This is a genomic window from Methylobacterium tardum (assembly GCF_023546765.1).
GTDB lineage: Bacteria > Pseudomonadota > Alphaproteobacteria > Rhizobiales > Beijerinckiaceae > Methylobacterium > Methylobacterium tardum.
On the sequence record NZ_CP097484.1, the window covers coordinates 3,840,437 to 3,860,013 of the forward strand.

The following is a 19,577-nucleotide window of genomic DNA, read 5'->3' on the forward strand; positions in this document are numbered from 1 at the left end:
GAGGATCAGCCTCCACCGTGCCACTGGACGAGACACTCATTCCAATCGAGCGCCCGGTTGCCGCGGCAGAGCCCGGCTCGGCCGCAGCCTCAGCCGGGTTCGGCCTGGCGCCGGAAGCGCCGCTGGCCATGCCGATCCAGGATCTGGCGCGTTGGCATCCCGGATCCGTCCGGAGGGCGTCGCGCCCCGTGCGGGCGCCGTGGCTGGCGCGCCTCGCGGTCTTCGGCGGCGCGCTGGCCCTGACGGCCTACGGTGGCTGGCAGATGCTGGAGACAGTGTCGGTCTCGGGCAGCCCGACCGGCCTGCAGCTCGTCCTCGTGGTCCTGTTCTGCCTGACCTTCTCGTGGATTGCGCTCGCCTTCACCAGCGGGCTGCTCGGATTTGCGATGCTGATGCGGCGCGAGCGAACCCTCGATCGTCCGACCGCGCTGCGGACCCGGACCGCCGTCCTGATGCCGGTCTACAACGAGGCGACCGCCCGGACCTTCGCGGGCATCGAGGCGATGTGGGAGGCCGTCGAGGCGACGGGGCTCGGCCAGCATTTCGACTGGTTTGTGCTCTCCGATTCGACGCAGGCCGACGCCTGGATCGCTGAGGAACGCGCCTTCCTCGACCTGCGCGACCGCCTCGGGCCGGAGGCCCGCCTCTACTACCGGCATCGCCCGAAGAACCATCACCGCAAGGCCGGCAACATCGGCGACTTCGTTACCCGCTGGGGCGGGCATTACGACCACATGCTCGTTCTCGACGCCGACAGCCTGATGAGCGGCTCCGCGGTCGTGGCGCTCGCCGCCGCGATGGAGGCCGATCCCGATGCCGGCATCATCCAGACGCTGCCGCTGATCATCAACCGCAACACGCTGTTCGCCCGGCTTCAGCAGTTCGCCGCCCGTATCTACGGGCCGGTGATCGCGGCCGGGCTCAGTGCCTGGTCGGGCCGCGACGGGAATTACTGGGGCCACAACGCCATCATCCGCACCCGCGCCTTCGCGGAATCCTGCGGCCTGCCGGACCTGCCCGGTACCCCCTTCGGCGGCCATATCCTGTCCCACGACTTCGCCGAGGCGGCGCTGATCCGCCGGGCCGGCTGGGCAGTCTACATGCTTCACCGGCTGCCCGGCTCCTACGAGGAGAGCCCGCCCTCGCTGATCGACGTCGCGATCCGCGACCGTCGCTGGGCACAGGGCAATCTCCAACACGCGCGGGTGATCGGCGCCGCCGGGCTGCATCCGGCGACGCGGCAGCATTTCGCCACCGGGATCGCCGGGTACCTCGCCTCGCCTCTGTGGCTCCTGCAACTGCTCGTCGGTATCCTGCTGGTCCTCCAGACCGCCACGGAGCGGCCCGACTATTTCGCTGGCGCCGGATTTTCGCCGGTCTTCCCGCGGTTCGACCCCGTCCGCGCGCTCCAGCTGTTCGTGCTGACCATGGCGGTCCTGCTCGCCCCGAAATTCCTGGGCCTGATCCTGGCGCTCCTCGATGGGCCGGTGCGGCGCGCCTGCGGGGGCGCCGGTCGGCTGGTGCTGTCCAGCCTCGTAGAAATCCTGCTCTCGGCGCTCGTCGCGCCCGTGGCGATGGTGATCCAGTCCGGCTCGGTCGTGAGCATCCTGCTCGGGCGCGACACGGGCTGGAACCCGCAGCGCCGCGACGACGGCTCGATCCCGCTGCGCGACATCATCGCTCGGCACCGCTGGCACATGGCGCTCGGCCTGGTGGCGGGGATCGCGGCGTTCGCGATCGCCACCTCGCTGTTCCTCTGGATGAGCCCCACGATCCTCGGCCTCGTCCTGGCGATTCCGATCTCCTGGGCGAGCGGCCAGGTGGGCCTCGGCCTCGCACTCAAGGACCGACGCCTTCTCGCGACCCCTGAAGAGGCGACGCCTCCGGAGATCGCCGTGCGTGCCGGCGCGCTGACCGCGCGCAACGCCGCACGGGGGTACGACGAAGCCGACGCGTTGGCGGCGATTCACGCCGATCCCGATCTCGCGACCGCGCATGCCCGGATGCTGCCGGTCGGCCGACCGCGACCGCGCGGCGCGATCGACCCGGACCAGACGCTGGCCACCGCGAAGATCTGCGAGGCGGAGACGGTGGGCGAGGCGCAGGCTTGGTTGTCGCCGAAGGAGCGCATGGCGCTGCTGCACGACCGCGCGCTCGCCGACCGGCTGATCCGCCTGACGTAGCGGGCAGTCCTCGTTCGCTCCTATCGGCCGGCATCGGGCGAAAGGCTCGGCGGTCGCCCACGGGCTCGAGACCGGCGGCTTAACGTCCGCCACGCGCCGGTTCCCGACGGTCGGCTTCTGCTGCCGCCAACCCTTTCCTATAGATCCGGCTGGACTGACGTCCGGATCAAGGCGGCACGCGCGGAAGCCCTCGGACGAGCCGCCTTGAAGGCCGTCAGAAGCGATTAACCATTCGCATCCTAGGCTCGGCCTGCCTAACCGGCTCCCGCCGATCGGACCCCCGCCATGACCCTGCTGCTCGCATTCCTGCTCGTGCCGCTCGCGGCCGCGATCGTCCTCGCCCGCGGCGAGCCGATCCGCACCATCAGCTGCCTCGGCGCGATGGGAGTCGGCTGCGTGATCGCCTGCTGGAGCGTGATGAGCCTGATCCGCCAGCGAGCCTGAACGGCACTGTCCGCAGGTTGCGCCTGCGGTCAGAGGAATCCGACTTGGCGCGTTCCGCCCGCCAGCGTGCGCCCGGCCCGGGCCACGAGTTGGGAGAAGGCCAGCGCGGCTGCCGTGGCCTGCGCACGCGATGGGAAGCTCCGCCGCGAGACGAGTACGGTTTCCGCGGTCTCGTTAACGAGAACCCAGGACCATACCGACCGGCCGCTCTCGCGAATCTCAAACTGCACGGGACGCCTGCCTTGACGCGACATGCAAGATGCGAACTTTGCGTCAGTTGGTGACATCACGATGACATGATCGAATGACGGTCAAGGCTTAGCCTGATCACCGAAGATCTGAAGCCAAAGACCGGCATTTTCTCCGAAAACACGCAGTCATCTCATTGACGATTGCGGTGACGGATCCGAACCGCGTTTCGTAGGACCTGCCGCTGCGAAAACGCGGGCAGGAGCGGCGGCGGCATGGGCTGACTGTCCACAAGATCCCGGGGCGTGCGAGACGATCGTGAAGGCTCCCGGGGTTCTGCGCGGAGGTCGGGCGTCAGCTTGACGCGACCGCCTTGTTTCCGGCGGCTTGCCGGGACAGGCAGAGCCTCGATCCAGCCGCCGCAGCCTATTCCGGAGACCGCATGAAGCCCGTGAACGCGCGCATCGCCGAGGAACTCGGCGTCCGGGAAGCGCAGGTCGCCGCCGCAGTGGCGCTGCTCGATGGCGGAGCCACCGTCCCGTTCATCGCGCGCTATCGCAAGGAGAATACGGGCGGCCTCGACGACACGCAGCTGCGCGGCCTTGAGGAGCGGCTGTCCTATCTGCGCGACCTTACCGACCGGCGTCGGGTGATCGCCGAGAGCATCACGGCGCAGGGCAAGATGACCCCGGCGCTTGCCGCAGCCCTCGAGGCTGCCGACACGAAGGCGCGGCTGGAAGATCTCTATCTGCCCTTCCGCCCGAAACGCCGATCGAAGGCTCAGACGGCCCGGGAGGCCGGGCTGGAGCCGCTGGCGCAGACCCTCCTGACACGGTCCGACAGGGCACCCGAGCAAGAGGCTCGGCCGTACGTCTCGCTCGAGCGCGGCGTACCGGATGTCGAAGCGGCGCTGGAGGGCGCCCGCGCGATTCTCGTGGAACGCTTCGCCGAGGATGCCGACCTGATCGGCCGTCTGCGGACGGATTACTGGCGCGGCGGCCAGCTCGTCTCGAAGGTGCGTAAGGGCAAGGCGACGGAGGGCGCGAAATTCGCGGATTACTTCGACTGGAGCGAGCGGATCGAGCGGATGCCCTCGCACCGGATCCTGGCGCTCTTTCGCGGCGAGCGCGAGGAGGTGCTCGATATCGCATTCGCGGCCGAGGGTGAGGATTCGCCGCCGGCCGCGCCCGGCCCCTTCGAGAGGGCGATCTGCCACCGCTTCGGCATCGCCGCACGCGGCCGTCCCGGTGACGCCTGGCTCCTCGAAACGGTGCGCACCGCGTGGCGAACCAAGATCCGGGCAGGGATCAAGCAGGACCTGCGCACCCGCCTGTTCGAACGTGCCGAGGACGAGGCCGTGACGGTGTTCGCCAGCAATCTGCGGGATCTGCTCCTGGCTGCGCCGGCGGGCGGTCGCGCCACGCTGGGGCTGGATCCGGGCTATCGGAACGGCGTGAAGGTCGCGGTGGCGGACCCGACGGGCCGGATCGTCGCCGTCGAGACCACCTACCCGCACGAGCCGCAGCGCCGCTGGCGCGAAGCCGTCACGACGCTCGGGCGGCTGTGCCGCCTCCACAAGGTCGAGCTGCTCGCCATCGGGAACGGCACGGCCTCGCGCGAGACCGAGCGGCTCGCCGCGGAGATCATCGCCGAGAATCCCGATCTCAAGCTGGCCAAGGTCTCGGTGTCCGAGGCCGGCGCTTCCGTCTACTCGGCCTCCGAGATCGCCGCCCGCGAATTGCCGGATCTCGACGTGTCCCATCGTGGCGCCGCATCGATCGCCCGACGCCTTCAGGATCCCCTCGCCGAGTTGGTGAAGATCGATCCGAAATCGATCGGCGTCGGCCAGTATCAGCACGATGTGAGCGAGACGAAGCTGTCGCGCTCCCTCTCGGCGGTCGTGGAAGATGCGGTGAACGCGGTCGGCGTCGACGTGAACACGGCCTCCCCTGCCCTGCTGACCCAGGTGTCGGGCCTCGGCTCGACTCTGGCCACGCGGATCATCACGCACCGCGACGCCAACGGCCCGTTCCGGACCCGAGCGGCGCTGAAATCCGTACCGGGCCTGGGCCCGAAGACTTTCGAGCTGGCGGCGGGCTTCCTGCGGATCCAGGGCGGCGACGACCCGCTCGACGCGTCCGGCGTCCACCCCGAGGCCTATCCGATCGTGCGCCGCATCCTGCAGGCGACGAAGAGCGACATCCGTGTCCTGCTCGGCAACACGGCGGCGCTCGGCGGCCTCAACCCCGAGACCTTCGTGGACGCGCGCTTCGGCCTTCCCACCGTGCGCGACATCTTCGCCGAGTTGGAGAAACCCGGGCGCGATCCGCGCCCCGCGTTCCGCACGGCCAGTTTCCAGGAGGGCGTCGAGACGATCGGCGATCTCAAGCCGGCATGCAGCTCGAAGGCGTGGTCACCAACGTGGCGGCGTTCGGCGCCTTCGTGGATGTCGGAGTCCACCAGGACGGTCTGGTCCACATCTCGGCCATGGCGCGCCGCCGGATCGCATCGCCATCCGAGGTCGTGCGGGTCGGTGATGTCATCCGGGTCCTCGTGCTCGGCGTCGATGTCCCGCGCAAACGCATCGCTCTGTCGATGCGGCTCGACGATCCCATCGAGCCGGCTGCGGGAGCCCCGCGCCCGAGGGAGGACCGCCCCGATCCGCAGCGGGATCGGCCGGACGGGCGTGCGAACGCGGCGCCGAATGGACCGCTCGCCGACGCGCTGCGGCGGGCCGCCGCCGCGCCGTCGCGGCGCCGGTGAAGGCTGGAAGACAGAGCGCAAAAGGAAACGGCCGGGGCGATGCCCCGGCCGGTCCCGTTGTCGACGATGCCGCTCTTAGCGGAGCAGCTGCAGGATGCCCTGCTGCGCCTGGTTGGCCAGCGACAGGGCCGAGATGCCCAGCGACTGCCGGGTCGTCAGCGCCTGCGAGTTGGCCGCCTCCTGGTTGAGATCGGCCGCGGTGAGGTTGGACGATCCGGTATCCAGGATGTTGATCAGGTTCTTGCTGAAGTCCTGACGGTTCTGCACCACCGAGAGGTTCGAACCGAAGGTCGACGCATCGGTACGCAGCTGGCTGGAGGCAGTGGTCAACTTGCTAAGTGTCGTGTTGATGTCGTCGTTCAGCAGGAAGTTGCCCTGTCCTGCCTTGGTCGTGCCATCCGACTTGTTGGTGATCGCACTGAGATTAAGGCCGGCCGAGGTCTCGTCAGTCGCGGAAACCGTCAGGTTCGAGTTGCCCTTCGGGTTGAAGTTGATCGTCAGGTCCTTGTTGGGGCCCTTGCCAGAGATGAGGTTCGTGCCGTTGAAGCTCGAGTCACTGGCCAGCTGATCGATCTGGGTCAACAGGCTGTTGTACTGCGACGCAAGCGTCTTTCGTGCTGAGACGCCCGACACCGTCAGATCCGTGCTCTGGCTGGCGGCGGTCGTGGTGTCATAGGTCACGCCCGACGCGTTCGTTCCGCCCGTGAAGCCGAGCGCCGTTTGATCGGCCGAGGTCTTGAACTCGACGTCGGCCGACGCGTTCATGACGATCTTGGTACCATCCGTGCTCTTCGAGAAGCTGCCGGCGCCGACGGCGGTATTGAGAGAGGCGATCGCGTCGCCGATCGTTCCGGTCGAGGTGAGCGCGGCAGTCGTCGCGACACCGTTGACGAACAGGTTCAGGGTGGTGTCGGCCGCCGGGGCCGAATACTTCGTCGATGCGGTGCCGGTGGTGGTGATCTGGGTGGACAGCGCCTGGTTGGCGACCGACTTGGCCTGATCGACCAGCTTCTGGATCGACGTGATGCCCTGGTTGGCCGCCTGGATCGCCTGGACGCCGTTGGAGATGCCGTCGAGCAGGTTCCCCAGGTCGCCGGAGCGCTGGCTCAGAGACTGGGAGGTGAAGAAGCTGACCGGGTTGTCGAGGGCCGAGGAGACCTTCAGGCCGGTGGAGAGCCGGTTCTGGGTGGTCGCGGTCAGCGACGCCGTATCCTGCAGGGAGAGCAGGTTCTGACGGGTGGCAGCAGTGAGGGTAACACCAGACATGGAAGCGATCCTTTTGATCGGGGAGCCGTCTTATTGGCGGCCCATGTGGTTTATCCAGCTCGGCTTGCCGAGATCTTAATGCGATGCTCGAACATCCAGTTGCCGAAGAACAAAATTAACAAACCCCTTCAGGAAATACTCAGATGCTGCTCAGGCGTTGACGAGGTCCGGCTGGAAACGGATCGTCGCGCTCATGTGACTGCCTCGCGCGGCCTCCGCGCGCGCACCGTGTGGGCTGGCGCTTCCGGCCAAGCCCGCACGGAGCCGGAGGCAACGCCGAGACCGACAGTTTCCAACGCACCGGATCCACGTCGCGCGACGCCGCGGTCTCCGCGCGAGCCCGCGGCTCCGCTTCTCAGACGCCGCTCTCCGAGAGCCAAGTCCGCCACATCCCCCGGAAAGCGTCGCCGACGTCCCGGGCAAGGCCGCAATGATCCATCAGCGGGCTCGAGCGCATGCGCTCGCGCAGACCGTGCCGGATCGATCTCAGGCGGTCGAGGTCACGGCACAGATCCTGGGCGATCGCCACATAGGAATCGGCATCGTCGGCGATGAGGTCCGGAAGACCGATCGCCGTCAGAACCAGCACTCCGTGGCGCGCGACGGCGTGCCGACCGCGCAAGGCCACGATGGGCACACCCATCGACAGCGTGTCGAAGCTCGTGGTGCCTCCGTTGTACGGGTATGGATCCAGCGCGACGTCCACGTGGTGGTAGAGATCGTAATAGCCGCTGTTCACGCGCCCTTGATAGATGATCCGATCCAGCGGCATACCGGCCGCCGCAAGGCGGTCATCGACGGCTCGGCGGACATCGGGATTGTCGATATCGCCGACAACCATGAACAGCCGCGCATCGGGCACGGCCGACATGATGCGTGCCCAGGTCTGCAGCGCCTCATCGCTGATCTTGGTCAGCCGATTGAAGCAGCCGAACGTCACGTATCCGGCGTCCTCAAACGGTGCCCGGCCGCGCACCGGCGGAAGATCATCGGGACCCTCGTAGGTCACCCAAACCTTCGGCAACCGCCAAAGGCGCTCCGAATGCAGCGCCTCGGTGAGACCCGGCGGATCGGTGATGGGATCGGAAAAGCGATAGTCGATGGCGGTGAGACCGGTCGTGGCCGGGTGCCCGATCCAGGACACTTGGATCGGTGCCGGCTTCCTCGCGAAGACAAAAAGGCGGTTGCCCGCGCTGTGACCCGACAGATCGACGAGGATGTCGATTCGGTCACGCTCGATCAGGTCGGCGGCCTCATCATCATCGAGCCCGGAGATGTTGTGCCAAGCGTGGAACAACGGACGCAGTCGGTCCGACACGGAATCCTCGCTCGCATGCGTCATGTAGGCGAAGGCCGTGAAGTGTTCCCGGTCGACCGCACGCAGGTAGGGCTCGAAGAATCGGACCAGCGCGTGATTGCAGAGATCCCCCGAGACGAAGCCGACGCGCAGGGGACGATCCGGGTCGCGATCGTTGGCGAAGGGCCGACGGCGCAGGAGCGGGTCCGCGAAGCGGCGGCCATAGGCCAGCGCGTCCGCGGTATAATCCTCTGGCGGGATGTCAGCGGAGTAGAGCTTGGCGAACAAGCGATTCGAGGCAACGAACAGCTTCGACGGGTCGAGGGCGAGCGCCCGGTCGAAGGCATCCACGGCCTCACCCAGGCGGCCGAGTGCCAGAAGTGCGCTGCCACGGTTACTGTACGCCCCGGCATTGTTCGCATCGAGGGCAATGGCCCGCTCGGCGTGCCGCAGCGCTTCGCCGAAGCGGAAACGGCGCTGGTAGACCCCCGAGATGTTGGCATGAGCCATCGCCAGATCGCCGTCGATCTCCAGCGCTTTCTCCAGTGCGGAGATGGCGCCGTCGTGATCCCCGCGATGGGTCAACACCGTGCTGAGGCCGGTGAAGAACAGCGCGTTCTGCGGCTCGCGCAGGAGCGCGATGCTGATCAGATCGAAGGCGAGTTCGAGCCTGTTCGTCCGGGCGGCGACGGCACCCGCGAGGTAGGTGGCGTGGCTATGCTGATCATCGAGGAGGATGATGAGATCGAGCAGCGCCTCCGCATCCTTCCATTTCCCTAGATCGTAGCGGCCCTGCGCCGCCGTGAGGGTGCGATCGATGAAGGCCTTGGTCAGCGCCCGCGCCTCGGGGCCGAAATTCTGCGCCTTATAGCGCTCCAGGATCGCGCGCGCGTCAGGCAGCCGGTCAGCGGCGAGCAAAGCCGAAGCCAGCGCAATCCAGTGAGCCGGCTTCTCGGGCGCCCCGCGAAGAGCCGTGACAAAGTGCGTGATGGCCTTCTCGGGCGCGGTGGCCGCGAGGAGCTGGCCCAACTCGTAATGCGCTTCGGGGTGATTCGGCTCTTCGCCCAGCACGCGGCTCAGGCTGGCGCGGGCCCGTTCGGAGCGACCGGCCGCGCGGTGATCGCGGGCTTTCGCGAGACAACGCTGGGCCAGACCGGATGAGGCCGACCGGACCGCCCGCCCATTGTGATGATCGAGCATGACCTGAGCCCTCCAGTGCTCAGGACCGTCGCAAAACCAGGGTTAAAGCCGCGTAAAGTTGGCCGTAACTCTCATTTCAACAGAGCGGTTTGGATCCCGCCATCGTGCATTCGAAGCGCTTGTGATTGCCGCGATGGGGTCGATCCGTGACGTGGGACGGTCAAGACGCAGTCCATCGTCCGCGTGGGTGCGCGCAGATGCTGCCCGGCATTGAAGGCGGCGATCGACCGTCCGCATGACCCGAGCCTCGCCATTTTCCCGGCCAGAAGCGCGGACACATCCGTTGCCAGACCCGGCTCTATGTCACTCCACGGTCTCAACGCGGGCGGCGCCGCGCGCCTCCAGCCGCGCGCTGGCCAGGATACGCTGCCGGGCCTGCGGCTCGGTGATGGCGTTCCACAGGCGAAGCAGCTCACACGTCATGCCGGCTTCGTGCGCTTCGCTGTCGGGCAAGTAGAACACCTCGACGCGGCAGCCCATCACGGCCGCGATCTCGCTCAGGCGTCTGACAGCGCGATCATCGACAGCCATAGGCAGATCAAATCCTGTTCGACGGCGGGCGCCGGCACTAACATCCTGCGGCCACCACAAACAAGTGATCGTTTTATACCAAAGCTGATCATTTTATATCATAATTCTAACGCGTCACAGCTATCGCAAGCTGAAATTGAAGCATTTCCCAGCTTGGTTCGGTCCGCTCACGGTATCTCGTCGAGCGACAGAAGATCGCCTGATCCGCAACGCGGCAGGCGTGGCTCATCACACCAGCCCGCCGCGCAAGCCGATCAGCATCGCGGCACACGGAAACGTCACCCGGACTGGCCGCTGGCGCACGTGATGCGTGAACGAAGGTAACGACCTACAGCGGAGTCTTGTTTCAGCCCGGGTCTTAACACCGAAGCTGGCGCCAGATTTGGCTGTTAACCGCTCGTTAACGCCTGCGCCCTAGCGAGAGTCAGGCAGCCATCGATCACATGGGCTGCACAGGTCGGGTGCACCTCCGATGTTCGTTCTGATAGCGGTTGGGATCAGCACCGGCCTCCTTGCGGCGGTCGTGCTGGCGCCCGTCAGTTTCCTGGCTGCGCTGATCATCGCCCCGCTTGTCTCGAGTGCCGCTGCAATCCTCGCCTGTTTCGTGATCGCATGGCGCAACACCGCCGAGACCGGGACACGTTTACAGCTCGATGCGCAGACCGACGCGATGGTTTTCGCGCTCCGCGACGTCGCCCAGAAAGCGACGGCCGTGTCACCCGCACCGCGGGTCGGATCGAGCCGCCGCAGCGCCGTCAAGGCGGGGTGAAACTGGTGGTGTGCCGGATCGCGTCGGACAACGCGATCCCCTGAGAGACCGGGACGGTGCGCACGCTCGAAATCCGCCTCCTCACGGACACGGCAGGACCGATCGGCTAACGCCATCGCTCCTTCGTGCAGGCCAGCAGATAAACAGTGCGCATGCAGCGCTCCTGATCGCCCTGCGAGCGCGCGCTCTTCATGCAGACATCCATCCCGGAGGTCAGCAACAGGCGGTCGATGTCCCTCTTCGACTCGCAGGTGAAGATCGGCTGGAAACCTTCGAACTGGCTCACCTGCCAGAAGATGGCGACGAAGGCCAAGAGACAGAACGCGCAGACCAAGACCTTGCTGTCGTAAAACCAGTGCCGGCGCTCGGCCGCTAGGGTGGCGCGGGCGCTCACGGCGTACCCTGTCTCGCGATGGAGAACGGGACGCTGAGGCTTGCACCGCATCTCCAGCCCCCCCGAGGTGCTGGAGAGAGCTTGCCGGCGTCAAGGCGCGCCCCAGGCCAAGACCGGAGGTGACAGGCTGTGCGGGCGGCGACCATCGATTCCTGCTCGCTCATGGCCGGTGAAGGGCCCATCGTCGGACATCCTCGCTCTTGATCCGGGCGCATTTGCGGAACACGCCGGATCGACCGTCCGCCGGCCCGAGGCAGCGCGCGGGAACGCTCTGCACGCCGAAGCCCCGTTCGGTTGCGGCACCACGATGTAGCACCGAATCCCGGTTCCGTTCAGTCATCCTCCGAGGGTTGCGGGTGAGGCTTCGGACCGGCACAGACGGCCGGCGGAGGGATGGCCCCTTCCAGGCCTCGCGCCGTCGACTGACGATGGCGCGCATAACGCACCCGAGACCGCGAGCCGAGAAGGCGCACCGTGAAGCTCAAACCCGTCGTTGCACTCGGCACCGCCCTTGCGCTCGCAGGTCCCCTCTCGGCGCGCGCCGCCTGGACGGCGTCCGAGGGCCGCCCGCTCTTCACCAACGAGGCGAATCCGCGCGGCTACAACTATGCCCCGAGCCTGATCACGGAGAACGGGACCACCGACATCTGGTGGTGCGGCCAGGGCAAGACCGACGTGATCTACCACCGGTCCTACAATGCGCAGACAGGCTTCTCGCCGGCTCAGGTCGTGTTCCAGCCGACACCGGGCTCATGGAACCGCCAGTACGTCTGCGACCCCAGCGTGATCAAGGGGAGCTTCACCAACCCGGCCGACGGGCAGCATTACGCCTACGCGATGTACTATTCGGGCGCCGACAATCTGCCGGGCAACAACAACCAGACCGGCCTGGCGTTCTCCAACGACAAGGTGACCTGGATCGGCCACCCGTCGCCGGTGATCGCGCCTCTCAACCCGGTCGTTGCCCAGACAAATTACGGGGCCGGGCAGCCGGCGAGCTTCGCCGTCGGCGGCCAGCCAGGCCATTACGTCTTCGTCACCGACCTGACCGGGCCGCAGGGCGTGCCGGGGTTCGGCGACCTCTATGTGCGGCACACGGCCGACGGCGTGCATTTCGATGCGCCCGCCCGGGTGCCGAATCTCGCCACCGACGGCACGACGATCAATCCGAATTCCGATTTCGGATACGACGCGTCGTCGGGCGAGGTCTACGTGATCACCGGCCTGCCGGGGCGGGTGTGCGCGCAGGTGGCCTGCAAGGATCCGGCGCGCAATCCCGACCGCGAGACCTATCAGCTCGGCCTCTTCAAGATGCCGCTCAAGGCGCTGCTGAGCGGGAAGCCCGTGCGCTGGACGCCGTCCGGCTACCTGAACTCGGACGTCACCGGTTTCTACCTCAATCACAGCCCCGGTTTTCAGCGTGATCCGCACGGCAGCCTCACGCCGTTCTTGCCGGCGATCACGGTCTTCTATGCGGGCGGTGATCCCTATCCAGGCACGTGGCGGATCGCGACGGCGACTCAATCGGTCGCGAACGATCGCGCGCCGCTCAAGCGGTACCTCGGGCCGGGCGGGCACTGGGTCACCACTGGCTACGCGGCACCGGATTTCGCGCCGGAAGCCACCCTGGGATCGCTGTTCCTCCTCCCGAGGCCCAGCACGGCCAAGCTCATGAGCTGCGTCGCCGGGACCGATCATTTCCTCAGCCGGGACGAACAATGCGAGGGGCAGACGCCCCTCGGCCAGACCGGCTACATCTCCGAGGCGCCGCAGCCGGGCAGTCACGCGCTGTTCCGCTGCAGGGCGGGAGCACACGATCACTTCGTGTCGCGCGACAAGAGCTGCGAGGGCCAAACGAATGAGGGCCTGCTGGGCTACGCCCTCGACTGAGCCGTCGACCGCCTCACGGCATCACCGGCGGGTGATAGGTCAGTGTGAAGGCGAGCGCCCAGAGCAGGAACAGCACCAGCGGCAGGTGCACGAGAAGCTGCAGGAAGCTGAAGCCGACGATGTCGCGTGCCTTCAGGCCGAGGATGCCGACCAGCGGCAGCATCCAGAACGGGTTGATCAGGTTCGGAAGCGCCTCGGCGGCGTTGTAGATCATCACCGCCCAGCCGAGATGGACCTTCAGCTCGTTGGCCGCCTGCAGGACGTAGGGTGCCTCCAGGAGCCACTTGCCGCCGCCCGACGGCACGAAGAAGCCGAGGATCGCCGAGTAGACGCCCATGGTCAGCGGGAAGCTGCCGGTGGTGTTGAGGCTGACGAAGGCGTGGGTGATGGCATCCGAGGCAGAGGTTCCGGCGGCGTTCTTCGGCCCGGTGAGCATGCCGCTGATCGCCGCGTAGAGCGGGTACTGGATCAGGATGCCGGCCGTGGCGGGCACCGACTTCGCGACCGCCAGAAGGAAGCGCTTCGGCCGCCAATGGAGCAGCAGGCCGAGCGTGATGAACAGAAGGTTGTACGTGTTGAGGTTCGAGATCGCGACGATCCAGGACTGGCGCGCGAATTCCTGCACGATCCAGCCGCCGGCGATCAGCACGAGCAGGAGGGTCAGGATCGGCGAATGTTCGAGCCACTCGCCGGGCTGGCGGGCCGGGGGAAGGTCGTTCGTCTCGCGGGCCACGTCGACGCCGAGGCTCTCGGCGGTGACCGCCGTCTCGCGGAGGGGCGCCGAGGCGTAGGCGATCAGCACCGAGACGACGAACAGCACCGCGGCGACCAGCATCGACTGCCACAGGAAGATCGTCTCGCTGAACGGGATGACGCCCGAGATGGCGAGCAGGTTCTTGGTCAGGCTCGCCGGGTTAGCCTGGAGCTGCGCCGCCGAGGAGCTGAGACCCAGCGCCCAGGTCGCGCCGAGGCCGAGATAGGCCGCCGCGCCCGCGGCCCGGTAATCCATGCGCAGATCGGTGCGGCGCGCCAGTGCCCGAACCAGCAATCCGCCGAAGATCAGGCTGAGACCCCAGCTGAGGAACGACGAGATCATGGTCGCGCCGGCCACGAAGCCGACCGCGCCGCGCCCGGTCCGCGGGATTTGGGCCATGCGCTCGATCAGCGCCTGCACGGGCGGCGACACGGCCACGACGTAGCCGCCGATCGTGACGAAGGCCATCTGCATCGTGAACGGAATCAGGCTCCAGAAGCCGTCCCCGAAGCTCTTGGCGACGGCCGGCGCGGAGGCGCCGTTCGCCAACGCCCCGAGCGCCACGATCACCACGGCAATCGCCACGAAGATGAACGCGTCCGGGAACCACCGTTCCGCCCAGTTGGTGAACCGGACGCCGAGCCGTTCCAGGGCACCGGTCTCCGGGGCGGTGCCCGGGCCGGCCGGCCGCGCGGCTCGTGTTCGATCGATCGGCGCGACGGCCATGGGCATCCTCCGGGTTCGGCTCTCTCGGCCGCAGACCCGTCCGGTTAGCACACGGCTCCGTCGTAACACCGCGGCGGATCATCCGGAGCATGACAGAGGACGTGAAGCGTGGCGGCAGGAGCACATGCGGGGCGCGAGCCGCTTCGCGGGATGCATGCAGCGAACGCCACCGCACCATCGTCATCCCGGGGCCGCGCAGCGGCGCCCCGGGATGAGGATGACAGCATCACGCCTCGAACAGCGCGTCCGCAGGCTCTCCTCAGCCTCTGGGGGCGGCCCGGCTGCGCCCGCATCTAGCGCACGAGGCAGGGACGCTTGTTGTCGAAGGTCCAGCCCGGGATCAGGGCCTGCATGGCCTGCGCGTCGTCGCGGGCGCCGAGGCCGTGCTTCTGGTAGAGCGCGTGGGCGGCCTCGACCTGCGGCCAGTCGATCTCGATGCCGAGCCCCGGACGCTCGGGCACCCGGACGAGCCCGCCCCGGATCGCGAGCGGCTCCTTGGTCAGGCGCTGGCCGTCCTGCCAGATCCAGTGCGTGTCGATCGCCGTCACGCGGCCGGGCGCGGCGGCGGCGGCGTGGGTGAACATCGCGAGCGATACGTCGAAGTGGTTGTTCGAGTGCGAGCCCCAGGTCAGGTCGTGGTCGCGGCACAGCTGCGCCACGCGGACCGCACCCGCCAGGGTCCAGAAATGCGGGTCGGCCAGCGGGATGTCGACCGATCCCAGCTGGATCGCGTGCCGCATCTGCCGCCAGTCGGTGGCGATCATGTTGGTGGCGGTCGGCAGACCCGTGGCCCGCCGGAACTCGGCCATGATCTCGCGGCCGGAGAAGCCTTCCTCGGCCCCGCACGGATCCTCGGCATAGGCGAGCACGTCGCCCTTGCCCTTGCACAGCCGGATCGCCTCGGCCAAGCGCCAAGCGCCGTTCGGGTCGAGGGTCACGCGGGCCTGCGGGAAGCGCTTGGCGATCGCCGTGACGGCCTCGATTTCCTGCTCGCCGGCCAGCACGCCGCCCTTCAGCTTGAAGTCGTTGAAGCCGTAGCGGTCATGAGCCGCCTCGGCCAGCCGGACCACCGCCTCCGGGGTCAGGGCCTCCTCGTCGCGCAGGCGCAGCCAGCCGTCGCCGGCCTCCGGTGCGCGGTACGGCAGATCGGTGCGGCGGCGGTCGCCGACGTAGAACAGGTAGCCGAGCATCTCGACTGCATCCCGCTGCTGACCCTCGCCGAGCAGCGCCGCCACCGGCACGTCGAGGAACTGCCCGAGCAGGTCGAGCAGCGCCGATTCGACGGCCGTCACTGCGTGGATCGTGATGCGCAGGTCGAAGGTCTGGAGGCCGCGGCCGGCGGCGTCGCGGTCGGAGAAGGTCGCGCGCATCGTGTTCAGGACCGCGTTCCAGGCGCCGAGCGGCTGGCCGACCACGAGGGCGCGCGCCTCCTCGAGCACCCCGCGGATGCCCTCGCCGCCGGGCACTTCGCCGAGACCGGTGGCGCCGGTCGAGTCGGTCAGGATGACGAGGTTGCGGGTGAAGAACGGCCCGTGCGCGCCGCTGAGGTTCAACAGCATGCTGTCGCGCCCGGCGACCGGGACCACCTTCATCTCGGTGACCACGGGGGTCTGCCGCTTGGCGTGTTGGGTCGCGGCGTGATCCGTCTGCATGGTTCCTCCTGCGTGTCTGAGGCGGGCCCGTCTTCGCGCGCGGGCCGCGCCGGATAGGTGGTTCCCGGCCGCGGCCGGCCCGTCGGACGTCAGTGCGGGTCCAGATGGACCCGGCGGATCTCGCCGACCACGACGAGGTAGCAGAGCACCGCGATCAACGCGTTCGCGCCGACGAACACCAGGGCGCCCGAGAATGAACCGGTCTGCTGGACGATGTAGCCGATGGCGATCGGCGTGGTGATGCCGGCGGTGTTGCCGAAGGTGTTGAACAGGCCGCCCGACAGACCGCCGCTCTCCCGCGGCGAGGTGTCGGCCACCACCGCCCAGCCGAGGGCGCCGATGCCCTTCCCGAAGAAGGCGAGCGCCATCAGCCCGACCACCACGGCGTCGGCCTGGACGTAGTTGCAGCCGATGATCGACATGGACAGCAGCATCCCGCCGACGATCGGGATCTTCCGGGCGGCGGTCAGGGAGAAGCCGCGCTTGAGGAGCATGTCGGAGATGAAGCCGCCGAGGAGACCGCCGGCGAAGCCGCAGAGCGCCGGCAGCACCGCCGCGAAGCCGGCCTGGAGGATCGACAGGCCGCGCTCCTTCACGAGGTAGACCGGGAACCACGTGAGGAAGAAGTACGTCAGTACGGTGATGCAGTACTGCGCGATGTAGATGCCGATCAGCATGCGGTTCGACAGGAGCTGCCTGATCGTGCGGCCCGCGTGGGACGTCGCGTTCAGGCTGCCGCCGTCCATGTCGACGAGCGCACCCCCGGCCTCGATGTAATCGCGCTCGGCCCGGTTCACGGACGGGTGGTCCTTCGGGCCGTAGATGGTCTTGACCCAGACGAACGCGAAGGCGATCCCGAGGGCGCCCATCACGGTGAACACGTGGTGCCAGCCGAAGGTGTGTACGATCCACGCCATCAGCGGCGTGAACAGCACGGTGGCGAAGTACTGCGCCGAGTTGAAGAACGCGGAGGCGAGCCCGCGCTCCGCGGCCGGGAACCACGCCGCGACGATGCGGGCATTGGCCGGGAAGATCGGGGCCTCGGTGAGGCCGACCGCGAGGCGCAGGGCGAACAGCAGGATCACCGCGGTGAGGCCGGTGAAGAAGCCGATGCCGCCCTGAACCAGCGTGAAGGCCGACCAGAGGAAGATCGCCGCGGCATAGACCCACTTCACGCTGAAGCGGTCGAGAAGCCAGCCGCCCGGGATCTGCGCCAGCACGTAGGACCAGGACAGCGCCGAGAAGACATAGCCCATCTGGACCGGCGTCAGGCCGAGATCCTTGGCCATGTCCGGACCGGCGATCGAGATGGTCGCGCGGTCGGCGTAATTGATGGTCGTCGCGATGAACAGCATCAGGACGATGAGGAGGCGGACGCGGCTGCGTCTCTCGGCGATGACGCCGAGCGCAGGGCTCGTAGCACCGGTCATGAACGTTCTCCCTGAGAGGCGCCGCCCGGTCCGCCCGGACGGCTGCTGGTCCCGCCGTTGGTTCGGCTTGTTTTTTGGGACCTTCGGCGCGGCGCTTAGCGCCGGTCGCCGATGAGCGCCGTCAGCTCGGCCAGCTCGGCGGCGTCGAGATCGGTGAGCGGCGGCCGGACCGGACCGGCCGGCCGCCCGACCGCATTCATGCCGGCCTTGACGATCGAGACCGCGTAACCGCGCTTGCGGTTGCGGAGGGCAATGTAGGGCAGGACGAAGGCGCGCAGCTCGGCATAGATCGCGTCGCGGTCGCGCCGGCGCACGGCCTCGTAGAACGACAGCGCCCAGTCCGGCAGGAAGTTGAAGATCGCCGAGGAGTAGGTGGTGACGCCCATCTCCAGGTAGGGCAGCGCGAAGGTTTCGGCGGTGGGCAGGCCGCCGATATAGGTGAGGCGGTCGCCGAGGCCGGCATAGACCCGCGTCATCAGCTCGACGTCGCCGACCCCGTCCTTGAAGCCGACGAGGTTCGGGCAGCGCTCGCACAGACGTGCCAGGGTCTGCTCGTTCAGCTGCGCGTTGGCGCGGTTGTAGACGATGATTCCGAGCTTCGTGGCGCGGCAGACCGCCTCGACATGGGCGGCCAGGCCGTCCTGCTCCGATCCCACGAGATAGGGCGGCAGCAGCAGCAGGCCGTCGGCTCCGGCGCTCTCGGCGGCCTTGGCGAGCTCGACCGCGATGGCCGTGCCGTGGCCGGCCGGCGCGATGACCGGCACCCGGCCGGCGGTCTCCTCCACCGCCGCGCGGAGCACGCTGTCGACCTCGGCGGGCGTGAGCGAGAAGAACTCGCCGGTGCCGCCAGCGGCGAACAGGCCGGCGACCTTGTGTTCGGCGAGCCGCGCGAGATTCCGGCGATAGGCCCCCTCGTCGAAGGCGAGATCGTCGCGGAAATGCGTGACGGGAAAGGACAGAAGGCCGGAACCCAGGGCCTGCGCCATCTCGGCGGGCGTCATCTTGGACATTGCGCGGTCCTCCCGACCAGGCGTGCGCCTTGCTGATGCTGGCCGCGTCTCTATGGCGCTCCGATTTGTGCGTCCAATGTTGATTTTGGCTGATTTATCCCGGATCCTGCATCAATGTTTGACCTGGGCCACGTCCGCAGCTTCGTCGCCGTCGCCGAAGAGATGCATTTCGGCCGTGCCGCCGCGCGGCTGAACCTCTCGCAATCGCCTCTGTCCCGGCAGATCCAGGCCCTGGAGCAATCTCTCGGGGTCACCCTTCTGGAGCGCACGACGCGCGCCGTTCGCCTCACGCCCGTCGGGCGCACCTTCCTGGCCGAGGCCTATCGGGTCCTGGCGGCGGCCGAGGGAGCCGCCCAGATCACCCGTCGGGCCGCCCAGGGCGAGAGCGGGCTGGTCCGCCTCGGCTTCACCGCGGCCTCGGCCTTCCGCGCCCTGCCCCGCCTGGTGGCGCAGGTTCGCGCGACCCTGCCGGACATCGACCTCGTCCTGGAGGAGATGGTCTCGGAGGAGCAGATGCAGGCGCTCAACGGCAAGCGGATCGACTTCGCATTGCTGCGCCCCTCCCCCGCACTGCTGAGCGAGGACGGCCCGATCGCGACGGCCCTCCTGCTGCGCGAACGCCTCGTCCTGGCGGTGCCGAGCGGCCGTCCGCTGGCATCGGCCCGGCAGCTTGGCATCCAGGCCCTCGACGGTCAGGCGCTGGTCACGTGGTCGCCGCGCGGCGGCCGCTACTTCGTCGAGCTGCTCGACCGCCTGTTCGAGGCAGCGAAGGTGCGGCCGCGGATCGTGCAGCGGGTCAACCAAGCACATACCATGCTGGCGCTGGTCGGCGCCGGGCTTGGCGTCGCGCTGCTGCCGGAGAGCGTCCGCAGCATCCGCATGACCGGCGTGGTCCTGCGCCCGATCCGGCTGCCGGCCTCCGCGCAGCCGGAGCTGATGCTCGCATGGCACCGCGACAACGAGAATCCCTGCCTGCCGACGGTTCGCGACGCGGCTCTCGGCCATGCTCGATCATCCGTTGCGGTTCCGTGATCGGCTGCGCCTCTCGGGCAGGATCGAACCGACGTCGATCAGCCAAG

14 protein-coding genes and 1 pseudogene are annotated in these 19,577 nt (G+C 68.0%); 6 read left to right on the forward strand and 9 right to left on the reverse strand.

What is annotated here, in order from left to right; genetic code table 11:
• Nucleotides 1-17 precede the first annotated feature (17 nt).
• Together mdoH and M6G65_RS18310 are read left to right on the forward strand one after the other, a co-directional pair.
• On the forward strand, nt 18-2,183 hold the full coding sequence (mdoH, locus tag M6G65_RS18305) for a glucans biosynthesis glucosyltransferase MdoH (protein WP_430929493.1): 2,166 nt from the start codon (nt 18-20) through the stop codon (nt 2,181-2,183).
• Nucleotides 2,184-2,468: 285 nt separating this feature from the next.
• A complete protein-coding gene (locus tag M6G65_RS18310) occupies nt 2,469-2,627 on the forward strand; it encodes a hypothetical protein (RefSeq protein ID WP_210029131.1) in 159 nt (52 codons plus the stop codon).
• A gap of 29 nt (nt 2,628-2,656) precedes the next feature.
• Here the strand turns inward: M6G65_RS18310 and M6G65_RS18315 are convergent, their stop codons facing one another.
• On the reverse strand, nt 2,657-2,857 hold the full coding sequence (locus tag M6G65_RS18315) for a hypothetical protein (RefSeq protein WP_238195092.1): 201 nt from the start codon (nt 2,855-2,857) through the stop codon (nt 2,657-2,659).
• A gap of 401 nt (nt 2,858-3,258) precedes the next feature.
• Here M6G65_RS18315 and M6G65_RS18320 point away from each other — a divergent pair.
• Nucleotides 3,259-5,579 (forward strand): annotated as a pseudogene (locus tag M6G65_RS18320) (Tex family protein).
• Between the two features lie 75 nt (nt 5,580-5,654).
• Here M6G65_RS18320 and M6G65_RS18325 read toward each other — a convergent pair.
• The 3 genes from M6G65_RS18325 to M6G65_RS18335 form a co-directional block, all read right to left on the reverse strand.
• Nucleotides 5,655-6,845: a flagellin N-terminal helical domain-containing protein gene (locus tag M6G65_RS18325; protein WP_250102677.1), complete on the reverse strand. Its 1,191-nt coding sequence runs from the start codon at nt 6,843-6,845 to the stop codon at nt 5,655-5,657.
• A gap of 355 nt (nt 6,846-7,200) precedes the next feature.
• The gene (locus M6G65_RS18330) at nt 7,201-9,342 is read right to left on the reverse strand and encodes a tetratricopeptide repeat protein (RefSeq protein WP_238195095.1); all 2,142 of its coding nucleotides are present in this window, start codon (nt 9,340-9,342) and stop codon (nt 7,201-7,203) included.
• 303 nt (nt 9,343-9,645) lie between these two features.
• Nucleotides 9,646-9,873: a hypothetical protein gene (locus tag M6G65_RS18335; protein ID WP_238195096.1), complete on the reverse strand. Its 228-nt coding sequence runs from the start codon at nt 9,871-9,873 to the stop codon at nt 9,646-9,648.
• Nucleotides 9,874-10,396: 523 nt separating this feature from the next.
• On the opposite strand from M6G65_RS18335, the gene M6G65_RS18340 reads away from it, so the two are divergent.
• Nucleotides 10,397-10,642: a hypothetical protein gene (locus M6G65_RS18340; RefSeq protein WP_250102678.1), complete on the forward strand. Its 246-nt coding sequence runs from the start codon at nt 10,397-10,399 to the stop codon at nt 10,640-10,642.
• Nucleotides 10,643-10,748: 106 nt separating this feature from the next.
• Here the strand turns inward: M6G65_RS18340 and M6G65_RS18345 are convergent, their stop codons facing one another.
• Nucleotides 10,749-11,036, reverse strand: a complete 288-nt coding sequence (locus tag M6G65_RS18345; protein WP_238195098.1) for a hypothetical protein — start codon at nt 11,034-11,036, stop codon at nt 10,749-10,751.
• 474 nt (nt 11,037-11,510) lie between these two features.
• On the opposite strand from M6G65_RS18345, the gene M6G65_RS18350 reads away from it, so the two are divergent.
• Complete coding sequence (locus M6G65_RS18350) at nt 11,511-12,926, forward strand: hypothetical protein (RefSeq protein ID WP_238195099.1); 1,416 nt, start codon at nt 11,511-11,513, stop codon at nt 12,924-12,926.
• A 13-nt stretch (nt 12,927-12,939) separates the two neighbouring features.
• Here the strand turns inward: M6G65_RS18350 and M6G65_RS18355 are convergent, their stop codons facing one another.
• The 4 genes from M6G65_RS18355 to kdgD all read right to left on the reverse strand — a co-directional run bounded on the left by M6G65_RS18355 (nt 12,940) and on the right by kdgD (nt 18,498).
• Complete coding sequence (locus tag M6G65_RS18355) at nt 12,940-14,406, reverse strand: short-chain fatty acid transporter (RefSeq protein ID WP_238195100.1); 1,467 nt, start codon at nt 14,404-14,406, stop codon at nt 12,940-12,942.
• A gap of 293 nt (nt 14,407-14,699) precedes the next feature.
• The gene (gudD, locus tag M6G65_RS18360) at nt 14,700-16,058 is read right to left on the reverse strand and encodes a glucarate dehydratase (RefSeq protein ID WP_238195101.1); all 1,359 of its coding nucleotides are present in this window, start codon (nt 16,056-16,058) and stop codon (nt 14,700-14,702) included.
• 89 nt (nt 16,059-16,147) lie between these two features.
• Entirely contained in the window at nt 16,148-17,488 is a 1,341-nt protein-coding gene (locus M6G65_RS18365) for an MFS transporter (protein ID WP_238195102.1), read from the reverse strand.
• Between the two features lie 95 nt (nt 17,489-17,583).
• Nucleotides 17,584-18,498: a 5-dehydro-4-deoxyglucarate dehydratase gene (gene kdgD / locus M6G65_RS18370; RefSeq protein ID WP_238195103.1), complete on the reverse strand. Its 915-nt coding sequence runs from the start codon at nt 18,496-18,498 to the stop codon at nt 17,584-17,586.
• 114 nt (nt 18,499-18,612) lie between these two features.
• Between kdgD and M6G65_RS18375 the strand changes: the two genes are divergently transcribed.
• On the forward strand, nt 18,613-19,530 hold the full coding sequence (locus M6G65_RS18375) for a LysR family transcriptional regulator (RefSeq protein WP_238195104.1): 918 nt from the start codon (nt 18,613-18,615) through the stop codon (nt 19,528-19,530).
• Nucleotides 19,531-19,577: the final 47 nt, after the last annotated feature.

Bases quoted from the DNA above. Each gene is read 5' to 3' on its own strand.
- M6G65_RS18310 (WP_210029131.1), top strand. From the start codon at position 2,469: ATGACCCTGCTGCTCGCATTCCTGCTCGTGCCGCTCGCGGCCGCGATC.
- M6G65_RS18325 (WP_250102677.1), bottom strand. From the start codon at position 6,845: ATGTCTGGTGTTACCCTCACTGCTGCCACCCGTCAGAACCTGCTCTCC.
- M6G65_RS18330 (WP_238195095.1), bottom strand. From the start codon at position 9,342: ATGCTCGATCATCACAATGGGCGGGCGGTCCGGTCGGCCTCATCCGGT.
- M6G65_RS18335 (WP_238195096.1), bottom strand. From the start codon at position 9,873: ATGGCTGTCGATGATCGCGCTGTCAGACGCCTGAGCGAGATCGCGGCC.
- M6G65_RS18355 (WP_238195100.1), bottom strand. From the start codon at position 14,406: ATGGCCGTCGCGCCGATCGATCGAACACGAGCCGCGCGGCCGGCCGGC.
- gudD (WP_238195101.1), bottom strand. From the start codon at position 16,058: ATGCAGACGGATCACGCCGCGACCCAACACGCCAAGCGGCAGACCCCC.
- M6G65_RS18365 (WP_238195102.1), bottom strand. From the start codon at position 17,488: ATGACCGGTGCTACGAGCCCTGCGCTCGGCGTCATCGCCGAGAGACGC.
- kdgD (WP_238195103.1), bottom strand. From the start codon at position 18,498: ATGTCCAAGATGACGCCCGCCGAGATGGCGCAGGCCCTGGGTTCCGGC.
- M6G65_RS18375 (WP_238195104.1), top strand. From the start codon at position 18,613: ATGTTTGACCTGGGCCACGTCCGCAGCTTCGTCGCCGTCGCCGAAGAG.